This is a genomic window from Sphingomonas sp. RS6 (assembly GCF_054489705.1).
The window spans coordinates 900636-923286 of the sequence record NZ_JBTMWM010000001.1; the positions used below are offsets into that span (position 1 = coordinate 900636).

Here is a 22651-nt window from a genome sequence, read left to right on the forward strand (position 1 = left end):
CAAGCGGCAACTTGCGAGTCTGCGATGTTCATTGGAGACGGGTAAGTGGCGGAGCGGGAGGAAGTTGAGATTTTCTCATAATACACTGATATAAAGAGAATAATTACGGGACCAGCAACACCGGCCTACCACTTTTCCTACCATTGTGTGTGCGATTTTCTGGCCCGGCATGGCGCGGCTTGCGACCGCTATGCGCCCCATTGTCGGCCGTTCAGTGCGCATGGGGGCGAGCCTAAAAGCGGTCGCGTTGATGGCGTGATCACTGAACAACTGCTCATCAACGATAGCCATCGTTGTGGGTCGAGCTATCCTCCGCCGCCACTTGTCTTGGATGATGCCAGCGCCAGAACATGCTGGACCATGCGCCAGCTATAGTTCTTCGCCGCAACGACGCAGAGTGCGTAGACCAGAAACAGCACCACGCCATAGACCAAGGCGCGTTCGCCATTGCCCGAGGCCCACCAGGCAAGCCATGGCAAGGGTATCATAACCAAGGCCGTAATCGTCCCAATGTCACGTGCGGCGAGATAGCGTCCGTGGGCGTCCAGCACGCCGACGTCCTCTCTGAACTCGCGATAGATCCGATAGAAAAGCTGGTTTTGTTCCTTGCCCGCTAAAGGTAGCGGTCCGTATTGAGCTTCAAGCACCGCCATGTTGACGTGGCTGCTAAGCGGCCCGACGCGGGTGAAGGCGCGGCAGCCGGGAAGCGGATCGTGCCAGCGCCAATGCATGATCCGATCGCGCCAGCCTGGATTGATCAAGCCGAGCAGCAAGAGTGACGCGACCACGATGAGCCCGAATGCCGCAGTGCCTGGCGCCGCCGCCGCCTCAAGTCGCGCCGCGAGCACGCGGCCGTTCATCGAAAGAAGGCGCAGCGGCTCGGCCGCGATCCAGGCGAAGGCCACGATATGTCCGATCATCGCGGCCCGGATCAGCCCGGCATTCTGCTCCTTGAGCGATTTGCCGTCAGCCATCGCCGTCCTTTCGCGGTGAAATCAGCGCATGAAAGCGCGCAGGCGTCGCTATCAGCAGAATCGACGGTGGTGCGCGTTCGGCGGCAAGGTCGGCCGCGGTCTTCCAATCGGTCGAAGACGGACCCTCATCCCGAAGGTGGCTGTGCCAGGTTCCCACGTCGAACAGGGTTCGCCCGCTTTGCTCGTGTCGATTGCGAATGGCCGATTGCAGGCCGCCGGTCCCCAGCACGAACAACACAGGGGTTCGGCGGCTGTCGGCAGGCGCTTCAAGCAGATCGACGACGGTCACGGTCTTGAGTCGGGCGCTGGTCAAGCCGATCATCACACCGCCGGTTTCAACCGACGGATAGGCTTTGGCTTCGGCCCTGATCCGGTCTGCCACCCGCCGGGACAGCCGCAATTGCCACCCGTCGCTGCCAGCGATGGCGACCGTTTCAAAGGCGGGAACGATATACCGAGTCCACTGAGTCGACGGGCTGTCGTCATCTGCCGTGCCGATGACGATCAGCCCCTCCTGGGTCGGCGTATCGAGTGCCTTGGAGATTTCCTGGGACAGGGACGCCGTCATGGCCGACAGGCGCGCATCGTCCATCGTCATTGTCAACGAACCGCACCCTTGTCCAATCTGGATCTCGGCGAGACCTCCGGCGGGATCGAAGAGCAGTTTGGCGGCGCGTTCGTCGTCAAGGGTTGCGTAAAGTTCGGCGATCAGGTCGCAATGGCTCGGATTGTGTCCTTTGCCATCGGCGAGCAGAAACGCGCCACGGCCGCGGCCGAAGAGTGCTGCCTCGAACAGCCGTGCACGGAGGCGAGACGTTGCGGCAGAAACCAACGCCTCGCGAACCGATAGCGAAGCGGTCGAATTGATGGCGGCCCCGGCTGCTTTTGGTATGATCTGCTTGCTCCGTTCAGGATCGCGGAGATCGACGCTGAGGTCGCCGCTGTGCACGAACGGCGCCATGTCGAATCCGGAAAGTTCCTTCGCGAGCGCTTCCGCCTTGTTCGTGCCGACAAGCTCGGCTCCAAGTGCATGCCGGGCCATGTTGTGCGGCCTGAGCGATGACTCGTCGCTCACTGCGGCAATATTTTGCCCGGCCCGGGCTGCGTGCATGGCGAGCTTCGATCCCACGCTGCCGCAGCCGAGCATGGCGAGCGCGGGGCGCTCCGGCACGCCGGACAACGTCTGCAGCAGCGCCGCGGTGAGCGACTGATAGTGCAGCGCCGGCGCGACTGGCTCATCGTCGCCGCCTGCGAACAACGAGGTTCGGTTCTTGTTGGCGCGTATCTCGACAACATAGGGCAACAACTCGATGTCTGAGTTGCTGTCGATTAGAAGAATCGGGCGGCGCACGCACAGAACGATGCCGATCGGGATCGGTGCGAGCAGAAACATGCCGGCAAAGCTGCGCTCGACATTGGCAAGGAAGGTTTCCAGACCTCTCTCGCATCCAAGTTCGGCCGCGCGGGCGCGAAGGTCGCTCAAGGTCGCGACGCTTTCAGGCAGGTAGGTGGCGCTGATACGCGGCGTCCCATCGGGATTTTTGTCGGGCCAGACCACGCCGACCACCGTGTTGCCCAGGCTCGTGTCAGGATCGGTCCGGCGCGACGTGAACGTCGAATTATCCGGTTTCCGCGTGAGCGGCGTCGTCTCGCCCTTACTCGAGACCCATGTCTCGGCGGCGACGTTGAGACATGTCTCGGGCGCACCTCGGCGGAAGAATCTACCCTTCCATGCAATCCATCCGCCGTTCTTGGTGACGACATTGCGTGCGGTGTCGGCATCTATCTCGACGACGTCGCGAAAATCGCGTCGTAGCATGGGCTCCCAACCCTGCACGGGGTCGATCAAGCCGCTGATAGCGGCCTTGCGAAGCCAGATCGCGAGCTGCTCAACCAGATGGAAAATTCCATATTCGACCAGGCCGAACTGAAGAAAGTATTCGTCCTGATCTCCTTCAACCAGACAGGGTCGCGGGGTCGCAGCGAAGGGCATGAGATGGGGAAAGTTGCGCGGGAAATCCTCGCGCAGGTAGAAGTTCGGCGATTGCCACGGATAGGCTGCTGGAAGCTTGAGCACGACTGGCTCGCATGTTCGGACGCCGCTCGAGCTGATGCCATCCGCCTTCATGTCGAGCGGCATTTCGACATTCATGTCCAGCCGAATGCGTGGCCTGACGCCTTCCGGCTCAAGCACCGCACCACCGACACATTCGGGATGGGTCAGCGCTACGCGCAGAAGATGCTCTGCGGGATCGGTTCCCGCCTCCGTTGCCACAGGTTCAGCCGTGCGCGCGCGCTTGGGCAGCGGTGGCACCGATCCCCAGCGCGGCAACCGCCGCCTTGGCGGCGCTCTTCACGACCTTGGTGATACCGCTCGACGTGATCTCGTATTGCAGCGCGCGCTCCTCGTCCTCCCAGACGTCAGCGACGCAGATGAACCGATCGCTCTTGCCCTCGACGATCGAGATATATTCACGCTTGGCGCGATCGCTGGGCGGGTCGGCCTCGTCAGGATCGATCGCCTTCGAGCTGGCGACCACGATCGCGCCCTTGCGGATTTGGGCCAGCGCACTGCGCGCATCGTCGCAGACCTTCGCATCCTCACCATAGGTCGAGTAGCTGTCATAGCTGAGGCTGTGCCACGAGCAGTGATGCGGCGCCTGGAGAATGTCGTAGCTGAGCCAGTCGGCCTGATAGGTCCCGTGCTTGCCCCACAGGCGCTCCCAGATGGCGACCTCGGCGTCGCCGCCCGTGAGGAACCGGCATTTGTCGAGGACGCCGCCGCCCCGGATCGAGAAGCGCAAGACGACCGAGGAATGATTCTTGCCAAGCAGTTCGTCTAGCTCCCCGTCGTTGTCCTGCGGGATTGGCGCGAGCAGCCGCCCCTCGAAGGTGCCGGACGCGACCCGGTTGAGCTTGGTGACAACGCCGTCGGCTTTGACGACGATCGCGAGGATATCATCGGTCTTGCCGCCCTCGTCCTCGCCCATGATCTGGATGCGATCACCCTCGACCGTCGCGGTACCCTTTTCACGATACAGCGCGACACGGCGGCGGGCTTCCTTAGCCCATGCCTTGGCATCGTCGCACAGCACGTGATCCTTGGAGGCGCGGCGGAAGACGACCGGCGACGACCACATTTCCCGGATCAGGATCTTGTCGTCATCCTCATTCCATTCGTCGGGCGGGCCGAGGTGAAAATGACTTTCCAGGCCGCAGATATGGTCCTTGTCCGGATGGCTGAGCAGAAAACCATCGACGAACAGACGGCCCTTTTCGTCGCGGGTTAGCCGGCCGCGCAGATCGGCCATGACATCCGGCGTATCGTCGTCATCGTCATCCGCAGCCTTGCGCACATGCAGGTCGGCGAGCAACTTCTGGCCGTTGTCGAACGTGATGAGCGTCATATCGCCGTTGCCGACGGGGAAAAATGTGATCGAGGCAGTCATCGTAATCCCTTTTGGCTAAACGGCGTCAGCCGGGCGCCGCGCAGCAGCACGAGGGCGCCCGGCCTTGGCACTCATGCGTTAGGCGAGTCGCGGCCGTCCGGTTCGCGGGCGACGCCCTTGAACGGCTCGCCGTCGTCCTTGACGCTCATTAGGTGGCCGGTGCGCTCATCGCGCTTCTGCCAGAGTCCATCGGGCCGCTGGAACTGGGTGCGGCCCGTCACCGCGCCGCGCCGAAACCCATCACCCGTATTTTTCGCCATTTTTCTACCCTTTGCGTCTGTTCGTTGTCCTTCGTCGTTGATCCCTGTGATCATCGCGTCCATTGAATATGGGAATGGCATTGCAACCCGTCAAGAAACACGACGGGATATTTTTTTTGAATCGAGTTGTTGGAGGGTTTAGTGACGGAAGAGTTGGGCGAAACAGTACGCTGGGGCGTGCAGCGACGTCTCGAATTCATCGATTTTCGGCTGTTCTGGGACGGGCGGTTTAATCGCCGCGATCTGGCGGAGACCTTCGGAATCTCAGCGCAGCAAGCCTCGTCCGACATCGCCCAATACACCGCCCTCGCGCCGGGCAATCTCGTCTATGACCAGACCCTGAAGGCCTATCTGAGGGCACCGACCTATGAGCCGAAGCTGATGCACGCCTCGGCCGAACGCTATTTGCTTCAACTCGTCGCGATCGAGAATCAGTGGATGCGCCAAGAGGACACCTGGTTCGACAACCGGCCGCCGATCGAAAATGTCTCGCTGCTGCGCAAGCGCACGGACGCGCGAATCCTGCTCCACATCCTCGACGCCATCAACCAGCGCGGCCAGCTGGAGATTCAGTACAAATCGATCACGGGGTCGCCCGAGCCACGCCGCGTCATCGCGCCCCATGCGCTTTTTCATGCCATCGGCCGGTGGTATGTCCGGGCTTGGTCGACCGAACATTCGGATTTTCGCGACTATAACCTCTTTCGCATCGATCAGGCCGGCGACATCATCGCGACCGCGATCGATCCCACGCTCGATTTCGAATGGATGCACGAGATCGACCTCATTCTGGCACCTAACCCGGCTCTATCTGAGAGCCAGCAAGCGGCGCTCGAAGCCGAGTACGAGATGGTCGAGGGCAAGCTCTTCGTTACCAAGCGGCTGAGCCAGACCTTCTACCTCATGACTGAGCACAATTTCGACGTTGCGCCCGACATACTCCCGCCGGGTAAGCAGCAGCTGGTGCTCCTCAATCGCGACGAGGTCGTCAATGCCCGGACGACGGCACGCAAGCTATCGATCGACGCGATCGAGCGAGCCTCTCGTTGAACATGGGTCCCGGCGATCAAGGGGTTTCCGCGATCCTGCTCTTCGGCAGTCGTGCACGCGAGGACAATAGCCGGGGTTCGGACACCGACCTCCTACTTATCAGCCCGCCCGGTACGCCAAAGCACAAGTCGATTGGCCACCTCTCGATGTTCTTTTACCCTTGGCAGAAGCTGATGGCAGACGCGCGCGACGGAGATCTCTTCGTCTGTCACATCGTGCGCGAAGCCAAGCCGGTATTCGACCCGCTGGGCCAGCTTGATCAACTGCGATCTCAGTTCAGGCTGCGGACGAGCTATGCCCGCGAAATCGCGCAGGCCCGTGACCTCGGTTGGTTCCTCGATCGCCACGCCGGCGCGCTCAACTCCAATGTGGTCGTGCGGCGCATGGTCTGGTGTGTCCGCACGATCCTCATCGCGCGGCTGGCCGAGCGTGGCACGCCGGCTTTCGCGCCGATCGAGCTGGCAATGGCCGCTCCTGCCTCCGCCGCAGACCTTCTCGCAGATCGCCATCAGCGTCGTTTAGATGTCACGATGCGACAGCGATTTCGGCAATACATATTGCAGGAGGGCGTAAGTCCTGCCCTGCCAAGCGAAGCGACGATCGATGACTACCGATCGCTTTTCCTCCGGACCGGTAATAAGGTAGGTTTGCAAACGATCGAACGCGGTCTGCGAACGCCCGAGAGCGACCAAGATTATTATCATTGAACGAGTCGGATCGATCCTAATTTCTTTTTGTGGAAGCCTTCTAATTTTTCGTAGGGCTTCCGCGCCTTCATTCGCGGAAAGAATCGGCCTCCAGATTTCAGCTGCGGAGCCACCGGCTTAAGGTCTGCCCTTCAGCGTTTGAGGTCGATAGCGGTCTGACGGCTTCCGGCCCAATGCCAGCCGCTCCGCGATCACCAACTGAATGACGGCAAGTGGGCCGTTTGCCGACTGGCAGGTTCTGGGAATTATCTGAGCGTAATTGCCGTTCGCGTAGACAAACGTAGCCGGTAGCTCCCCGATCCCAACGGAAGGGTGCGATCCCGCAGTCGGCGTACGCTGATGCCGTGACGCGCTTGATGGGCTGCGCTATGGCCGCGGGGCTGCAACATTAAGCGCCGAGGAGTGGCAATGGCGAACCTATCCCTTGAGATCGAGAAGGCGGAAGCGGACGCGTATCGCGCCGAGGCCGAAGCCGCCGCGCCCGACGCTCAATTCGTCGAGATAAAGCGGTTCGACGGGGGGGTGGCGATCGTCGCAGTGGTGCTGCCTTTATTGACGGCGACCTTGCCGTTCATCACCAAGATCGTGCTCGAGCAGATCCGGGCGAAGCGGCATGTTGTGGTCAAGGTCGACGGTGTCGAGTTGCGCGGGCTCGATGCCGACAGCGCATCGAAGATTCTTGCCCAGGCGCTCGAGGCGCGCAAATAGGCATGGGTCCGGCGGCCGCCTATCTTGCCGCCACGCGCCGACAGCAGCCCGCATTCATCCTGCGCGATCACTATGGCAAATTGTTCGAGGATCTGCAGGCGCGGCTGCGCACATTCGGCGCGACGCCGCGCTTCGACGTCACCTATAGTTCGGAGCGGACCTGCGAGACGATCCGCAGCGGCGGCGACCAGATCGTCATCTATGACCAGTATCTCGGCCAGACCTTCAACCAGCTCAATCGGCTCCACGCCAACGCCGTCTCGCCCGACGAGGCGCGGGTCTATGCCTATAAGGTCGCGGCCGAGTTCGCGCAGATCGACGGCCAACCGCGCCTCGCGGCATCCCTCGCGATCGCCCATGTCGCCAATCGCGAGGCGGCGCTGACGCATCGCAAGGATGGTGATCTGGTGCGGCGGATGCGGATCGGGGCGCTCCAGGAAGCCTATGTCATCGCGCATGAGGCCTTTCACACGATCGTCGAGCATCGGGTTGAATGGCGCGCGCAGATGCTGGGAGACGCACGTCGCGACTTCCTCACCAACTATTACCTGCGCGCAATCCGGCATCTCGAGGATAGCAGGCATCCCGACATCGATACGATTGCGCCGATGTATCTCAGACAGATGGAGCTGTTCGGGCGCGACGATGCGCTGGTCGAGGAATGTCTGTGCGACACGCTCGCCATGGCGGTAATCTGCCCGCATCCCGATCAACAGGCCGAAATCACCCAGCTCGAGGAAGTGCGGGACGCGATCTTCTTCGCCTTGCGCCATTTGCGGTTGCTCGCACTGATCCGGCACGCGGTGCGCGAGCAACGCAACGACGCCGCCGGCGATCCGGATTGGCTTGACCCCTATCTGGTCCGCACCCAGTTCGTGCAATGGTCGCTCGGCCAGTTCCCGCCGCTCCAAGCGCTGCGCACGTCCGAAATCCATTCGCGGTTCGAGGCGGCGCAGACGCGCTATTCGATCTTTGTCGAGGATCCGGTGCTCTATCAGTTGCCGGCGATCATCCAGGAGCTTGCCGAGCGCGACCTGCCGCTCCCGCCGGATGGCGATGCGGTGGTCGATGCGCTGCTACAGCATCCCGAGCGAGCGCGGCGGGTCGCGGCGCTGGGCGAGCAGTTCTTCGTCCATGAACCCGGCGTGATGACGCAGGAATTCTACGACGCGCGCTGGCAGGAACTCAGCGCCCTGCTCGATCCGGCAACGGCCGGTCCAGACGACGAATGATCGGTAAAGCCATGCCGCACACACTCTTTTTGTCATGGCAGATGGACACGGCGACCCGGACGGGCCGCAACCTGATCGAGGCTGCGCTCAACCGCGCGATCCGCACGCTGAAGGTCGATGCCGATATCGATCCCGCCGACCGCGAGGTGCATGTCGACCGCGATACTGTGAACGTACCCGGATCGCCGCCGCTGGTAGAAACAATCTTCGGCAAGGTCGACACTGCCACCGCCTTCATCTCCGACCTAACCTTTGTCGGCGTGCGCGCCGACGGGGAGCGGCACATGCCCAATCCCAACGTCCTGCTCGAGCATGGCTGGGCGCTCAAATCCCTGACCTGGCGCCGCGTGATCAGTGTGATGAACACCGCTTACGGCCATCCGGACAAAATGGCGCTGCCGTTCGACCTCCAGCATTTCCGGCGTCCGATCCTCTATGACTGCCCCGAGGATGCCAATGACGAGGCTCGTGCCGCGGCGCGCGAGGGTCTCGCGCGCGATCTCACCGTCGCGCTCAAGGCCATCCTCACCGATGATGCGCCTCTCGCCGGCGAACCGATCGGCCCGCATCCGCACGATGTCGCCTTGCTCGACCGGGTGCGGCGGCAATTTCCGCCCCGGCTGCGCATCCTCCTGCGCCGCCACAATTTCGGCGATCGCTTTCCAAGACGACTGCTAGACCCACTCGAGGAACTGCGCGAGGACTGGGTCGGCGCCGAATTCGAGTTTGTCGATCCCGCGCTTCAGAACGCGTTCGCGGAACTACGCGAGCGCATCGACGGATTCAGCAATCCGCTCAACCAGCACGCCTTCGCGATCGACAATAAACTCCAACAGGCCTGGGTCAGGACCGATCAGGATATAGCGCATGGGCTCCAGCCCGGGACGCTTGCCGCGATCGAGACAATCAACTTGGCGGCCACTGCCTTGGCGGAGGCGCTCGACACGTTTGAGCGGGTCGGCCGCGACCGGGTCCGCGTGGCGCCGGTAGAGGCTGAGCCCGAAGGCCCTGACCCACGGGCAGCGGCTGCGATGGAGGTGCTGTCTAGCCTAACCAATAGCCGCGGTCGCGGCGATGTGCCGATGCTGGTCGGGCACCCGCGCGTCGCGCTGCAGATCGTCCCGTTCGAGGCGATGGATGGCCGCCGGCTCGATCCCAAGGCGATCACCGCCTTATTCCCGCTGTTCCCGCCCAATCCCGGCGACCGGGTCGAAGAAGGCGGCGATGCCGACCAATGGTGGGTGCATGCGGTACCCGATCGCCGGGGTCCTGCCCGGATGGAGACGCGCTGGATGACGCGCTTGGTCCGCCCAGGTCAGGTCGAATATTCGGCAACCATCGGCTTTCGGGAAGGCGATGACGCGCAAATCCCGATTGATGGCCGCATGCTCGAGGCGCAGATCGTCGAGGGGTTCGAGCGACTCGGGGCGATCCTTGCCGGAGCCGGATTTTCAGGACCAGCGCTGATTGCGCTGGCGCTGGAGGGCACCGAAGATGTCGAGCTCACGCGCGCGCGGCCGGGCGGGCGGCGGATCGGCCGGCCCTTTATCGGCTTGCCGGCATTGGAGGTAGAGGATTTCACGGCGCCCGTTGCGCCTGCGTTGCACGAAGCCTTTGACCGGATCTGGCAGATGTCGGGCTGGCCCGATGGCTCACCCTCCTTCGCGTATGGCATTTGGCAACCTCCTGCGCATTGACGCCGCAGGCCTAAGCCCACGCGGCGATCGCCGCGTGGCGGCCGGTTCGGGAACCCGCGACGAGATCCTTGAGGTGGTCGGCAAACTCATTCTGCTTCTCGACGTGGCAGTGCTGAATGGCCGGCCGATTCCGAGATCGACGCAGGAGGGGTTGGATGGCTGATATTAGGGCGCTTGGCTGCCCTCAGTTTCTGGCTTTTCAGCAGAAGTGGCGATCATTCGCTCCCCCGCCGCTCGCTGATCCAGCCCGATTGTACGAGCAGCCATCCACTCGGGCACATGCCAGCTGGCGGGAAGCGATCGGGCGACTGCACCTGGCAGGATCGCCATCATTAGCATGCCGGCCAGTGCACCCCCAGCGCCGGCCCAGACGAGCCGGCGCACTTGGCGGTCTGCCGCCTGCCCGCGCTCAACGATGCCATCAATGCGCCCGATGGACCGGGTCAACGCGTCGCGCGTCTCACGCAACAAGGCGTGATCCTCGGCTCGCACGTCAGCACTGGCCTTTCGGATTTCGTCGGCGAGCGCTGCCGGTGACAACCGCACCGCCGGGCTCCGCTCGATACGATCGATGCCCTCGCCGGTCTGCCTTAGCGTCTCGGCCATCGTCCCCAGTGTCGCGCTATAGTCGGGCACGCGCTCGCGGGCGGCGGTCAGACCTTCCACCGCACGGCGCGTCAGGCTGACCTCACCGCGCAACGCTTCAAAGGCTTCAGCGATGTCGTCTGCCGGAGCAGACTCGGGGAAATTGTCAGTCATGGATCGACGCCTATCTCCCCAGTCCTCGGCCTCGCCAGAGGGCGGGAATTCTCTGGAGATCATGGGACAAAGATTCTCCGCCGGGGCTTCCGATCCCGAGGTCCTTGACCCGATTTCGGAGCAGCGACTCGAGTTGCGGGTCGCGATGTAGGCTCTTCGCCATGCCGATCATGCTGTCCTGCGCGCGATGGATCGCGTCGTAGTCGCCAGTGCGATTGAGGGCATGAAGCTGCCGGCTCTTCTGCTGCCATTCCGCGACGAACCGGTCGGCGCGCTGTGCGGCGTCGATCCGCATCTCTGCCTCAAGTGTCATCGCGCGGATAGCGGCGGCGGTCTTGCCGCTGGCCGCCTGTTCGATCAGCTCGGGGTTGGCGTTCATCGCGCTTCGCAAGTCCGTTGCGCCGTCGGGCCGTAATGCATTGAGCGCCCGTCCCGCCTCGGAGAACGCGATCTTCTGATGCTCCAGCACGCCGAGGTTCATCCGACGCATCCGCACGATATCGGCGGCAGCGCGTCCATAGCGTTCGACCGCCTTTTCAAGCGGCGTGGCCTGCGGTTCGATCGCAATCCGCTTGAGCTTCAGGCCGGCAAACCGGTTGCGCGGCGGCGCCGACTTCGCAGGTGCCTGTTCGGGCGCACGGACATAGTCGGACGCCATGTCCTTCCCGCGTTCGCGCAACAGCGCGCGCACCAATTTCCCACGATCAGCAAAGTCATCGCGACCGTAATGCAGATCGACGCTGTCCCGATGCCGCGACAGCGCGACATAGGCGGCATGCCGATCGAGCCCCGGCGTCGCCAGCACATGCACGCGATCGACCGTTACGCCCTGCGCCTTGTGCACGGTCGCGGCGTAGCCGTGATCGATGTTGGCATATTCCTTCATATCGAATGCGACCGATCGGCCATCGTCGAGCATCACCGCCATGCGGCTTCGCATGACGCTCTCGACGGTCCCAAGCGTCCCATTCTTCACGCCGAGGTCGCGCTCGTTCTTGAGGAACATCACCCGGTCGCCGGTCGCGAACTCTCTTGCCCCGCGTTCGGTGCGGACCGCAACATTCTGGCCAAGCTCCCCGCCCGCCCGGAGCCGCTCGCGGGCAGCAATGTTGAGCGCGCGAACCTCGTCATTGGTGTGGGTGAGGATGACGCGCGTCGCATGCGGCGAAACGGCACGATCGCGATCCCAGCGATCGACCACATCGCTCCGTGCCTGATCGCGCGTCTCGGCGACATGGATGTTGCCATGCTGGTCGTATGCATCGATCGCTTCGGCCGTGCGCCCGGTCGCCAGCTGCCGGGTGGCATCGCGCTGCCAGTCCTCTCGCTGGCGGCGGATTTGGGTGATCTCGACGCTGCCGTGTCGCTCGGCGGTCGCGCGGAACGCAGCGCCCGCTTCGATCGCCTGAAGCTGTTCGGGATCGCCGACCAGCACCACCTTGGCGCCGCGCTTCTCAGCCTCAGCGATGACGCGCTCCATCTGACGCGTGCCGATCATCCCTGCTTCGTCGATCACCAGCACATCGCGGCTGGTCAGCAGCTCACGATCCTGCGCCCATTGATGTTCGAGGCTCGCGATCGTGCGGGATGCGATGCCGGACCCGCTTTCGAGATTCTCGGCGGCGATGCCGGACAGCGCGATGCCGCGCACCGAGTAGCCCGCGCTCTCCCATGCCTCACGCGCGACACCGAGCATCGCCGACTTGCCGGTGCCGGCATAGCCGATCACGACGCCAAGCCCTTTTGCATCGGTGACGTGTTCGAACGCACTGCGCTGCTCGGGCGACAGGTACATCTCGCGCGCCGCTGCGCGGGCTAGCGCCACATCGCGATGGCGCTCCGCGACGGCGTGTCGATCGCGGTTGGCCATGACGCTCGTGGCGCGTTCGAGCCGCTGCTCGGTGTCAATCATGTCCCGGCTGGTGAACCGGTCCTCGCCGCGCCCATCCTTGCCAAGCGCGACCAACTCGGGCGAGCCCCGCACCGCAGCCATTACCTGGTCGAACTGGTCTTTCCCATCGCTGTGGCGGTGGGCGAACATGGCGAGTTCGCGCGTCGTGAACGTCGCCTGCGTGCGCGTGATAGCGTCGAGCGCGAGGCCCGGATTGGCGATGATCTTCTCGCCGTTGCTCCGCGCGATCTCACGATGCTCATCGACGCGCTCGGACTCCAGCCCCTGCGCGGCCATTCGCGATGCGGCGGGTCCGATCTTGTGCTGCGGCTCGAGGTCGATCCCCTGTGCTTCGAGCGACCGGTGATCGATCCGCGCATCGATATCGAGCTGGGCGAGCCGCTCGTTGACATGTTCGCTCCAGCGCTCGCGCCATTTCTCCAAAAGGTCGGTTCGGTTCCAGTCGCGGTTCTTCTTTCCGAACCCGTCCTCACCGACGTCGCGCATCGTCAGCATGACGTGCGCGTGCGGCTTCGCCAGACCGTCGGAACCGATATCCCAATGGACATTGAGATCAGCGATCATCCCGCGGTCGACGAACTCGTCGCGCACGAAGTCGCGGGCGAGCTCAATCCCCTGTTCCTTGGTCATCTCCCTCGGAATCGCGAACTCGATCTCGCGCGCCAGCTGGGCGTCGATCCGCTTCTCGGCCGCCTCGACCTCGTTCCACAGCTTCTCGCGGTCCGACAGGTGCTCCGGCGCGCCTTCCGGCAGCATCACTTCGGAGTGGACGACACCGGCCTTGTTCGAGAAATCATGATGGCGGTCGAGCCGCTGGTCGTGCAGTCGCGAGGCCGAGCGATAGGCTGCCGACGCCAGCGCCGACGAGCCCGCAGCGCGCGAGATGACTTTGGCCGAGAAGTGGTAAATTGCCATCGCGGCAATCCACTTACACTATTGAAGCGACGTTGGCACAACGTATAAGCGCGCCCTCAAAAGATTTCATCTTTTTCGCGACGTGATCATCCCAAGAAGTTTCACGACATTTGCGCTAATCGAAGCAGTTCCTAAATCACTGAGCATCATACATCAACTGCGGAGGTTCTAATGCGAAAGCTACGTGACTTTGATTCGGAGCTGAAGGCGCTCGACAACAAGGCACGACAGCTCAAACAAGCCAAGCTCCAGCAGCTCGGCGAGCTGGTGATCGCGACCGGCGCCGATGCACTTCCCGTCGAGCAACTGGCGGGCGCGTTGCTCGTCGCGGTCAGCGCGTCCGACATGATCGCACGGGAGGACTGGCGCCAGCGTGGCGCGGCCTTTTTTCAGCGGCAGGGCAAAGCTCGCGGCGGCGCTCGTCCGCGCGCGGCATCGGCTGCGGCAGCTGACGGCGGCGCGGCACCGATTGGAATCGCGGCGGGCCCGGAATGATAAGCGAGAATGGGTGGTGAAGCGCCGCGAACGAACGCACCAGCTGATCGAGCTGGGAGGTCTGGTCGCGAAAGCCGGACTGATCGAACTCACCGACAATGATCGCGCCGTGTTGTTCGGGCTGATGATCGAAGCCGCAGCAACTTTGCAGGGCGAACGTCGCGAGCAGGCGCTGACACTTTGGCGACGGCGCGGGCGGCGTGCATTTGCCGACAGCGCCGCAGAACTATGACGGCGGCGAGCAGAGGTCGGCCCAGGTCGCACCGACCAGTTCCGCGAGCCACTCGGGCGTGATCCGCACGGACGCGGTGCGCGATCCAGCAGCGGGAAAAACGGTCTCGAACTGGCGCAGCGACAGGTCGCAATAGATCGGCAGCGGCGTCGGCAATCCGAACGGGCAGACGCCGCCAACGGGATGGCCGGTCAGCTGCTCGACTTCGTCGGAGGCAAGCATGCGCGGACGACTGCCCAGCGCGTCCTTCACCTTGCGGTTGTCGAGCCGGTAATCACCGGCTGCTACGACCAGCACCACCGCATCGCCGACGCGCAACGAGAGAGTCTTGGCGATCTGCCCCGGCAGCACACCAAGCGTGGCGGCAGCTTCGAGCACCGTCGCGGTGCTCGAAGCCTGTTCGATGATCGGAATGCCGGGTGCCCGCGCCGCCAGAAAGGCGCGGACGGCGTCGATCCCCATCAGCCGTTGAGCTTGTCTTTCACGGCCTTGGCGGGCGTGAAGGCGAGCTTCTTCGACGCTGCAATCTGGATCGCCTCGCCGGTCGCGGGATTGCGGCCCTCGCGTGCGGCGCTTTCCTTGACCTTGAACTTGCCGAAGCCGTTCAGCGCCACTTCCTCGCCGGCCGCTGCTGCCTCGGTGATGGCGGCGAAGATGCCATCGACCAGCTTGCGTGCATCGGCCTTGGTAAGGCCATGCGCCTCGGAAACGCGCTCGGCGAGATCGGCATTGTTCATGGACGTTTTCTCCGTGTGAAAAGGCGCGTGTCCTCTAGGTGGGGGTCATCACCCTGTCCAGCGACCGGTGCAATCATGCGGCAGCGGCACCCTCCAACGCGGCGATACGTTCGTCGCAGATCACCTGCACTGCCTGCCCCAGCACTTCAACGCGCTCGCCCAGCCACGCCAGTTCCTCGGCGCTGATCCGATAATGCTTCGAATAGCGCGCCTTCACATAGGCTTCCTTCAGCTTCTCGAACCGCGAACGGTCGACGCGCTGATCGCGTGGCCAGGCGTCGATCAAGCGCGGGTCAATGCGTTCGGCCTGGGTACGCAGAAACCCCAAATTGTGGGTGTGCGGCGTGTAGAAAGTGCATACCAGCAACACGCAGTGATAGAGGCGCTCTGCTGCCTGATGCATCAGGAAGGCGGCGTCCTTTAGCCTGCCCTGAGATTGGCTGAACTGGGCGGTCTCCAACATGCCTGCAGCAGCTGGAAACCATTCGCCGAAGTACTCCTGCGCCATCGCCAGCGCCTGGGGCGGCGTCTTCGGCTTCGGCTCGTGCAGTTCGCTTGGCTCGCTTTCGTAGAGCGCGATGCCGTCGCGGGCGACGTCCATGAAGAAATAGCGGCCATGCGCGAGGCCGTCATTCACCTCGTGCAGCGTATGGACGATGAAGTTGACCGGCGTGCGCAGCGTCCTGGTGATCGCCAGTTCGCGGTTCAGCCGGTCCTCGGCGGTCGCCCAGAATTCGACGCGGTCGGTGAGCTTCTCATTGTTGACGATGACCAGCAGGTCGAAGTCCGACTGATAGCCCTTGGCGGTGTGCGGCTCGTCGACCCAGCCGCCGCGCGCATAGCTGCCGTAGAGGATCACCTTGAGAATACGCGCCTGCTTCTTCCAGTCCGAGGTGGCGATCGCGATGGCGTCGCCAAATTCCTCGAACAGGATCTGGACGACACGCTCCAGCTCGCGCTGCTTGGCTGGGGGCAGATGGTCGAGGCTGGTCCTCATGGATCGATCCTAACGCGCTGATGCCGCGGCGTACACCTCGCCCGGTTTCACCGGGCGAGGTGTCGTCTGGGTCATGGCTGTTCGCCCCGCGCGGCACGGTCGAGCGCGATCAACACGCGGGCGATGGTTTGCTCGACCTCGGCCACCGTGCAGCCATGGCGCCGGGCCGTCTCGATGTAATCGCAATCATCGAACCGCACCGATCCGAAGATCGCCCGATCCCGCTCGGGGAGCGCGCGAAACGCGCGGCGCATGCGCCGCAGACGAAGCCAGCGCATCATTGCCCCGCCTCCTCATCCAAGACGAACCCAAGCAGATAGTCAGCCGCCTTGCTGGCAGCACTCGCCGCCCGGAAGATGGCCTTTTCGTCCTCGCGCAGCACTGCCAGCCAACTGCCGACATAGTCGGCATGACGAACGGTCGGCCGGATCGAAAGCGACGCACAGGTGAACGCGCTCGCCATCTCGGCAACCAGCTCCTCCCTACTATAGGCGGCGCTGCCAAATGCGCCGGATTGGTCGCGGCCGAGCCGGGAGCCATGCCCAGTCCAGTGCCCAAGCTCGTGCAGCACGGTGCGATACCAGTTGATGCGGTCATAAAAGGCGAGCTGCGGCGGTACCGCGACATAGTCGCCGCCTGGGCTGTAATAGGCTTCGCCACCCCCGATCCGGATATCTGCCCCGCATGCTTCCATCAGCGCATGCGCAGCCGGAATGCGGTCGGCTTCTGCCACGGGCTCGCCCTGCGCCACCACCGTCAGCCGCTCGGGCAATCCCTCGCACTGGTCGACATTGAACACGGTGAACCGCTTCAGAAACGCCAGCTGGCGCGCCTCGCGATCCTCGTCGCGCGCCCGCTCGGCCTCGTCCTTCGGGGTGAAGCGATCGGCATAGCAGACGGTCGTTCCCCGCTCCCCGCGCCGTACATTGCCGCCCGCCGCCTGCGCTTGGGCGTAGGTCAGCCAGCGCTGCGAGGCGTACCGCCCCTCGATCACCGCCGCCCAGAGGATCAGCACATTGATCCCCGAATAGCGCCGCCCGGTCACCGCATTGGCCGGCATCGCGCACCCGCAAGCACTGGCATCCCAAGGCTGCACCCAGGGCAGCCGCCCCTGCTCCAGCTCGGCAATCACCCGGCCCGTCACCTTGGCATAGAGGCTCGCCCGGTTCTCGTGTCCAACACCCATGGTCCTGCTCCTTTCCAAAACACCGCAACCGGCGCCGGAAGGGCGGGGGGAGCGGCAGGAGCGAACCGGCAGTCCTGCCGTCAGAGGCAGGCTGCACCCGCGAGGGCCGGAACGAAGAGGAGGAGCCGGGCACCGCCCGGCTTGCGGCATGCCGCGGCAGGACTAGAGGCGAGCGACGCTCCCCCCGCCCGTCCGCGTGCCGGCGCACCAACGCCGCCGCGCACCCGCGCGGCGACCATCCTGTCAGCGCTGCCGCGCTGCCGCGCTGCCGGGCGCCACCGGCACCCGGACAAGAACCGCACCCTTGCAACCGGGCGGGCCTCGCGCGGGGCGGCGTGCGCGCGCCAGCACGTGCGCCAGCCGCCGCCCGTGCCTCCCGACCGGGCAAGTGTGCCCACGCGGGCACCAGCAACCTGCAAGCCCTGGTGTCGCCGCAGGCGTGCGCCAGCGCGCGCACCGCACCCGCGTTCCGCTGCCGGCACCTGCCGGCCGCCGATCTCCAAGATCGGCGAGCGTCCGCAATCAAATCCGAAGGGCCGAGACGGCGCAGCGACTCGGCGCCGTGCAGCGGCGTGCGAGCGCAGTCACGCCAAAGGCGCGAGACGCCCTGACACAGACCGCCCAAAGCAAGCGATCCACGCTGAAACTAACTCCGTGGTGAACCGAGACGAACAGGGACCTTCCGGTCCCATTGAGGCTGTTCCCCTGGCCGGCCCACAGGACCAAACTTGCCCCGGAGCGCTCCACCACCCTCAAATGATGCAAGGAGATCGCAATGCAACCCCAACACCCAGACCGGATTCTCCGGATCAAGACCGTGCTCGCCCTGACCGGCCTCACCCGCTCGACCCTCTACCGGAAGATGGAGGCCGGCACCTTCCCCAAGAACACCCGGATCAGCACCCGCTGCATGGGCTGGCGCGAGTCCGCCGTCGCCGAATGGCTGGACAGCCTCAAGGCACAGGAGACTGCCGTCAGCCCGCGAGCCTGACGGTTCCGCAAACGCACACGAATGCAACAATCCCGACCTAAATCTCCTGCGGCATCTGGGCGGCAAGCGGGGGGATTTAGCTCGAGAAGCGGCGGATGGTAGCGCGGAACAATGCGCGGTCGGCGCGTGAGAAATAGAGCCAGATACGCCCGTCCTGCAGAACCACCGACGCGGCGAAGGCGATGTCGGTATCCATCCTGTTGGGCGAAGGGGGCGGCGCGATCAGCGGTTCGATGCAGCGGTCCGTGATCCGCGTATATTCCGCGTCGAACGCGATCCATCCAATCCGCCAGCGCGCATCCTGGGTTGCGCCATTGTAGAACATCACCGGCTGAGCCTTGTCGTCGGTGAGCAGCGGACCGGTGGAAAGATGGAAGTTGTCCCATGCATCGCTTCTGGGTGCGAACGGCTGTCGATCATGGTGCCAGGGGCCTGCGACGTCCGGCGCAGTGGCGAGACCGATCAGCGAGGCATTATGCGCAGCATATTCGTAGAACAGCCGCCATCCGCCTTGCTCGGTACGATCAACGGTCGCCTCCTTCACATTCCCCTGCGACGGAGTGGAGGCCATGGCCACACCGTGCTTCTCCAGCCGATCCATGCTCGGCCCGGTGGCATAGAGCAGCTCGCCATGTGCATGCGGCGCGTCTACGCCGGTATAGTAGACCGCGTAGCTACCATCCGGCAGCTCGACGACCGTGGGGTCCTCGCAACCACCGGCATCCTCGGCCGACGGGCCTGGGACGATAGCGGGTGTCTCGGTCGCGGTGAAGCGCAGGCCATCCTTGCTGGTGGCGTACCAGATCGTCCCAGTGTCGCGTTCCTCGCCCATTTTCGGCACCGCGCGGACCATCATCGCATAGGAGTTCTGGCCGCGAAGCGTCCAGACATAGGGGCTCATAAGATCCCGTTGCGTCACCGCATCGGGTCCATGCAGGATCACGGATTCGATCTTTTCCACGTTAAAGTCGAGCTGCGCCATATCAGGCCCCCAATGCTTGTTCGAGGACCAGTCCGCCGTCGATGGTGACGATCGTGCCCGTGATATACTCGGCCCGCCTGGAGCACAGGTAGACAGCGAGATCGGCGACCTCGTCGGGACGGCCGGCACGCCCCCAGGGGATGTGCTTCTCGGCCTCGGCCCGATAGGATGGATCGCGCTCGGCCTTCGCGTTCATCGGCGTCAGGATCATGCCGGGCGCGATCGCATTCACGCCGATGCCGAGCGGCGCACATTCAATCGCCATTGTTCTGGTTAGATTGTCCAATCCCGCCTTGGCGGCGCAATAATCCGCACCGCCCTCCCGCACGGCTGTGGCATGGATCGAGCTGATATTGACGATGTGGCCCGGTCGTCCGGCGTCGCGCAACCCCCGCACCAAAGCCCGCGAGGTGAGGAAGGCGCCAGTCAGATCGGTGCTGATGGTCTGATGCCACTGCTCCAGATCCATGTCGGCCACGGCGACACCGCGCATGTTGACGCCTGCGGAGTTCACCAGCAGATCAACCAGGCCGAGCTTTTCCATGACGCTGGCAAACACGCCTGCTACCTGATCCTCGCTTCCCACATCCGCCTGAAGGGCGATGGCGCGCCGACCCGTACTTCGCACCTTTTCGCAAACGCCTTCCGCCGCCACTGCATCCTGGTGGTACAAGATCGCGACATCGGCACCTGCCGATGCCAGCGCTGCTGCGCAGGCCGCTCCGATGCCAGACTCCCCACCCGTTACCAGCGCGACGCGGCCTTCAAGTACATCCATGTGATCCTCCGATCAGATGCGTCAACGAGAATGGAGTCCAGAGGTTCACGCGACGTACTTCTACGGGCGTGGCACGCCGCATCGACGGTGCGAGATGCAGAAACCGAGCTGCGCCGAAGACCGCTCCAATGGCGTGGAACGCCCGCTCCACATGGGGTTCTTGCCATCACCCGAAGATATTCACACGCGAGATAGTGAACATTGACAGCGCGCAGCTTTGGCTGCACATTCTGTAGCGATACTGGCGCCATGCGCGACCGGTACGCTGGGAGAGAGAGCATGCGGGCAACAGCATTTGTGTCGGCTTGTGCCGTCGCAACCATCGCGAGCGCGACCCCCGTCGCAGCGCAGACAACGGAGCAAACGACCCGGTCCGACCAGACCGATGGTCAGGATCATGGTAACGACATCGTCGTCACGGCGACTCGGCGCGAGGAACGTATCCAGGATGTTCCGCTGAGCATCACAGCGTTCCAGCAGGAAGAGCTGACGCAGAAGGGGATCGTCGGCTTCGAGGGGATCGCGCGCGAGACGCCGGGTGTCGTGCTCAATCGACCAACGCAGAACTTCAACAACTTCACCGCACGTGGCATCGCCACCAACGGCTACAACGCCAATCTCCAGAGCTCTGTCGCCGTCTATATCGACGAGCTTCCGGTCTCGACGATCGGCAACACAACGGTGGTCGATCCGAACCTGTTCGATGTCGAGCGCGTCGAATTCCTGCGCGGGCCGCAGGGCACGCTGTTCGGATCGGGCTCGCTCTCCGGCGCGATGCGCATCCTCACCAAGAGCCCGAACCTCACCAGCTTCGATGCCTCCGCGTTGGCCGATCTGGGGCTCACCGGGCCGGACTCGCTGCGCCAGCGCTACAATCTGATGCTCAACGTGCCGGTGGTGCACGACCGGCTAGCGGTGCGTGGCGTCGGCTTCTACCGGCACGAGGAAGGTTATCTCGACAATGTCGGGACCGGCGTGCACAATTCGAACACGCTGGTCGACTGGGGCGGGCGCCTGATCGCGCTGTGGAAGCCGAGCGATCGCCTGTCGGTGCGGCTGCTTGGCTCCTATGAGGACAGCGATCCCAAGGATTCGTCGCTCACCAGCCCCGCGCTCGGTCGCGAGAAGCGGATCTCCGACCAGCCCGATCGCTTTTCGGGCAAGCAGACCGTGCTCAACGCGACGCTGGAATATGCGTTCGATTTCGCCAAGCTGACCAGTTCGTCGACCTATTCGAAATTCGACCAGCGCTTCTGGCTCGATCTCGCCGGCACCTTTCCGAAACAGGCGATCTATCCCGGCGCGCCGATCGCCTTCGGGCTTGATGCGAACGGCTATGACAAGGTGTTCGTCCAGGAAACGCGGCTGGCGTCCACGCTGGACGGCCCGTTCCAGTTCGTCGTCGGGGGCTTCTATCTGCACCGCCGGCGCGACGTCGACTATTTCTATCGCTCGTCGCTGGCCTTTCTCGCCGCGCGGGGGCTTACCGGGCTGCCGGACCAATATTTCCAGAAGCAGTACACGCACCAGATCAACGAGGAGCTGGCGGGGTTCGGCGAACTGACCTACCGTTTCTCGAACAAGTTCTGGGTGACCGGCGGCATGCGCTATGGCCGCATCTCGGCCCAGGGGTTCACCGAGGCCGGCGGATACCTCGCCACGGCGTTCGGGCAAAATTACTATACCTATGCGCTGCTCGGCATCCCGGTGAACTTCGACACCTTTACGCCCTATGCGGCAGTGTCGGGCGTGAAGGCGAGCGGCTCCAAGCCGTCCTGGAAGGCAAGCGTCTCCTACAAGCCCGACGAGGCGCTCACGACCTATGCGACCTTCTCCACCGGCTTCCGCGCGCCGATCGTCAATGCGTTCGCCGGACGCCCCAGCCTGGTCGATCCGAACGACATCGTCATTCCAGCGGGCGCATCATCGGATGATCTGAAAAGCTACGAGCTCGGCGCCAAGGCGCGGTTCCTCAACGGGCTCGTAACGATCAACGCCGCCGCCTATCTGATCGACTGGAGCAACATCCAGGCCCAGGCCAATCGCGTGTCCGACTCGGTGCAGTTCGCCACCAATATCGGCGCCGCGCGCAGCAAGGGCGTTGAGCTGGAGATGGGCGTTGTCCCCGCGAAGGACGTCTTTATCGGCCTGAACGCGGCCTATAACGATGCCAAGATCACCAAGCTGAGCGCCGCCGAAGCGGCGATTTCCGGCGCCGTGCTCGGCCACCGGCTCTCGGCGCCGCGCCTCCAGGGCGCGCTGTTCCTTTCCTACGGCGTGGATCTCGGCAAGGACGTGAAGGGCACCTTCGCGGTCAATGCCCAATATGTCGGCTCGTACAACAGTTCGTTCCCGAATACGCCCGGCCTTCCCAATGTGCGGCTGTCGACGTTCGGCGAGACCGACGAATATGTGAACACCAATATCAGCTTTGGTGTGAAGCGGCGCAGCTGGTCGGCGCAGCTGTATGTGGAGAATCTGTTCGACGACCACTCGGTCGTCTACATCCATCCGGAGGCCTTCCTGGTCAGCCGCTTCGGTACGCTGCGGCCGCGGACCGTCGGCGTCCGCCTCGGCTACGGCATCTGAG

23 protein-coding genes are annotated in these 22651 nt (G+C 63.8%); 10 read left to right on the forward strand and 13 right to left on the reverse strand.

Annotated elements, in window-relative coordinates; genetic code table 11:
* Positions 1 to 305: 305 nt before the first annotated feature.
* The 4 genes from ACX40Y_RS04265 to ACX40Y_RS04280 all read right to left on the reverse strand — a co-directional run bounded on the left by ACX40Y_RS04265 (position 306) and on the right by ACX40Y_RS04280 (position 4746).
* Positions 306 to 974 carry a hypothetical protein gene (locus tag ACX40Y_RS04265; RefSeq protein ID WP_459118278.1) on the reverse strand — a complete coding sequence of 223 codons (669 nt, stop codon included), beginning with the start codon at positions 972 to 974 and terminating at the stop codon, positions 306 to 308.
* Complete coding sequence (locus ACX40Y_RS04270; RefSeq protein ID WP_459118279.1) at positions 967 to 3249, reverse strand: Mov34/MPN/PAD-1 family protein; 2283 nt, start codon at positions 3247 to 3249, stop codon at positions 967 to 969. The genes ACX40Y_RS04265 and ACX40Y_RS04270 overlap by 8 nt, the downstream gene beginning before the upstream one ends.
* A gap of 4 nt (positions 3250 to 3253) precedes the next feature.
* Complete coding sequence (locus ACX40Y_RS04275; RefSeq protein WP_459118280.1) at positions 3254 to 4423, reverse strand: ComEC/Rec2 family competence protein; 1170 nt, start codon at positions 4421 to 4423, stop codon at positions 3254 to 3256.
* A gap of 71 nt (positions 4424 to 4494) precedes the next feature.
* Positions 4495 to 4746 (reverse strand): hypothetical protein, encoded by a 252-nt coding sequence (locus tag ACX40Y_RS04280; protein WP_459118281.1) that lies wholly within the window; start codon positions 4744 to 4746, stop codon positions 4495 to 4497.
* 78 nt (positions 4747 to 4824) lie between these two features.
* Between ACX40Y_RS04280 and ACX40Y_RS04285 the strand changes: the two genes are divergently transcribed.
* The 6 genes from ACX40Y_RS04285 to ACX40Y_RS04310 all read left to right on the forward strand — a co-directional run bounded on the left by ACX40Y_RS04285 (position 4825) and on the right by ACX40Y_RS04310 (position 10240).
* A complete protein-coding gene (locus ACX40Y_RS04285) occupies positions 4825 to 5733 on the forward strand; it encodes a WYL domain-containing protein (protein ID WP_459118282.1) in 909 nt (302 codons plus the stop codon).
* Positions 5734 to 5735: 2 nt separating this feature from the next.
* Positions 5736 to 6440, forward strand: coding sequence for a nucleotidyltransferase domain-containing protein (locus ACX40Y_RS04290; RefSeq protein ID WP_459118406.1), 705 nt, complete (start codon positions 5736 to 5738; stop codon positions 6438 to 6440).
* A gap of 402 nt (positions 6441 to 6842) precedes the next feature.
* On the forward strand, positions 6843 to 7148 hold the full coding sequence (locus tag ACX40Y_RS04295; RefSeq protein ID WP_459118283.1) for a hypothetical protein: 306 nt from the start codon (positions 6843 to 6845) through the stop codon (positions 7146 to 7148).
* A 2-nt stretch (positions 7149 to 7150) separates the two neighbouring features.
* Entirely contained in the window at positions 7151 to 8380 is a 1230-nt protein-coding gene (locus ACX40Y_RS04300) for a hypothetical protein (RefSeq protein WP_459118284.1), read from the forward strand.
* Between the two features lie 41 nt (positions 8381 to 8421).
* Positions 8422 to 10077 carry a hypothetical protein gene (locus ACX40Y_RS04305; protein ID WP_459118285.1) on the forward strand — a complete coding sequence of 552 codons (1656 nt, stop codon included), beginning with the start codon at positions 8422 to 8424 and terminating at the stop codon, positions 10075 to 10077.
* A 34-nt stretch (positions 10078 to 10111) separates the two neighbouring features.
* A complete protein-coding gene (locus ACX40Y_RS04310) occupies positions 10112 to 10240 on the forward strand; it encodes a hypothetical protein (RefSeq protein WP_459118286.1) in 129 nt (42 codons plus the stop codon).
* A gap of 2 nt (positions 10241 to 10242) precedes the next feature.
* Here the strand turns inward: ACX40Y_RS04310 and ACX40Y_RS04315 are convergent, their stop codons facing one another.
* Positions 10243 to 10836, reverse strand: a complete 594-nt coding sequence (locus ACX40Y_RS04315) for a DUF6118 family protein (RefSeq protein ID WP_459118287.1) — start codon at positions 10834 to 10836, stop codon at positions 10243 to 10245.
* Between the two features lie 10 nt (positions 10837 to 10846).
* Positions 10847 to 13663: a Ti-type conjugative transfer relaxase TraA gene (gene traA / locus ACX40Y_RS04320; protein ID WP_459118288.1), complete on the reverse strand. Its 2817-nt coding sequence runs from the start codon at positions 13661 to 13663 to the stop codon at positions 10847 to 10849.
* Positions 13664 to 13834: 171 nt separating this feature from the next.
* Between traA and ACX40Y_RS04325 the strand changes: the two genes are divergently transcribed.
* Both ACX40Y_RS04325 and ACX40Y_RS04330 read left to right on the forward strand, forming a co-directional pair.
* A complete protein-coding gene (locus ACX40Y_RS04325; protein WP_459118289.1) occupies positions 13835 to 14158 on the forward strand; it encodes a conjugal transfer protein TraD in 324 nt (107 codons plus the stop codon).
* 16 nt (positions 14159 to 14174) lie between these two features.
* On the forward strand, positions 14175 to 14390 hold the full coding sequence (locus ACX40Y_RS04330) for a conjugal transfer protein TraD (RefSeq protein ID WP_459118290.1): 216 nt from the start codon (positions 14175 to 14177) through the stop codon (positions 14388 to 14390).
* On the opposite strand, the gene ACX40Y_RS04335 is transcribed toward ACX40Y_RS04330, so the two are convergent.
* The 5 genes from ACX40Y_RS04335 to ACX40Y_RS04355 all read right to left on the reverse strand — a co-directional run bounded on the left by ACX40Y_RS04335 (position 14385) and on the right by ACX40Y_RS04355 (position 17310).
* Entirely contained in the window at positions 14385 to 14852 is a 468-nt protein-coding gene (locus ACX40Y_RS04335; RefSeq protein ID WP_459118291.1) for a YbaK/EbsC family protein, read from the reverse strand. The genes ACX40Y_RS04330 and ACX40Y_RS04335 overlap by 6 nt on opposite strands.
* Complete coding sequence (locus tag ACX40Y_RS04340) at positions 14852 to 15127, reverse strand: HU family DNA-binding protein (RefSeq protein WP_459117507.1); 276 nt, start codon at positions 15125 to 15127, stop codon at positions 14852 to 14854. The genes ACX40Y_RS04335 and ACX40Y_RS04340 overlap by 1 nt, the downstream gene beginning before the upstream one ends.
* Before the next feature lie 73 nt (positions 15128 to 15200).
* The gene (locus ACX40Y_RS04345) at positions 15201 to 16124 is read right to left on the reverse strand and encodes a HEPN domain-containing protein (RefSeq protein WP_459118292.1); all 924 of its coding nucleotides are present in this window, start codon (positions 16122 to 16124) and stop codon (positions 15201 to 15203) included.
* A 71-nt stretch (positions 16125 to 16195) separates the two neighbouring features.
* Positions 16196 to 16405, reverse strand: coding sequence for a sigma factor-like helix-turn-helix DNA-binding protein (locus ACX40Y_RS04350; RefSeq protein WP_459118293.1), 210 nt, complete (start codon positions 16403 to 16405; stop codon positions 16196 to 16198).
* The gene (locus tag ACX40Y_RS04355; protein ID WP_459118294.1) at positions 16402 to 17310 is read right to left on the reverse strand and encodes an ArdC family protein; all 909 of its coding nucleotides are present in this window, start codon (positions 17308 to 17310) and stop codon (positions 16402 to 16404) included. Before ACX40Y_RS04355 ends, ACX40Y_RS04350 begins: the two co-directional genes overlap by 4 nt.
* 775 nt (positions 17311 to 18085) lie before the next feature.
* Between ACX40Y_RS04355 and ACX40Y_RS04360 the strand changes: the two genes are divergently transcribed.
* Entirely contained in the window at positions 18086 to 18301 is a 216-nt protein-coding gene (locus ACX40Y_RS04360) for a helix-turn-helix transcriptional regulator (RefSeq protein ID WP_459118295.1), read from the forward strand.
* 76 nt (positions 18302 to 18377) lie between these two features.
* Here ACX40Y_RS04360 and ACX40Y_RS04365 read toward each other — a convergent pair whose 3' ends face one another.
* Positions 18378 to 19283: a glycoside hydrolase family 130 protein gene (locus ACX40Y_RS04365; protein WP_459118296.1), complete on the reverse strand. Its 906-nt coding sequence runs from the start codon at positions 19281 to 19283 to the stop codon at positions 18378 to 18380.
* Between the two features lies 1 nt (position 19284).
* Entirely contained in the window at positions 19285 to 20061 is a 777-nt protein-coding gene (locus ACX40Y_RS04370) for an SDR family NAD(P)-dependent oxidoreductase (RefSeq protein ID WP_459118297.1), read from the reverse strand.
* A gap of 279 nt (positions 20062 to 20340) precedes the next feature.
* On the opposite strand from ACX40Y_RS04370, the gene ACX40Y_RS04375 reads away from it, so the two are divergent.
* Complete coding sequence (locus tag ACX40Y_RS04375; protein WP_459118298.1) at positions 20341 to 22650, forward strand: TonB-dependent receptor; 2310 nt, start codon at positions 20341 to 20343, stop codon at positions 22648 to 22650.
* Position 22651 lies beyond the last annotated feature (1 nt).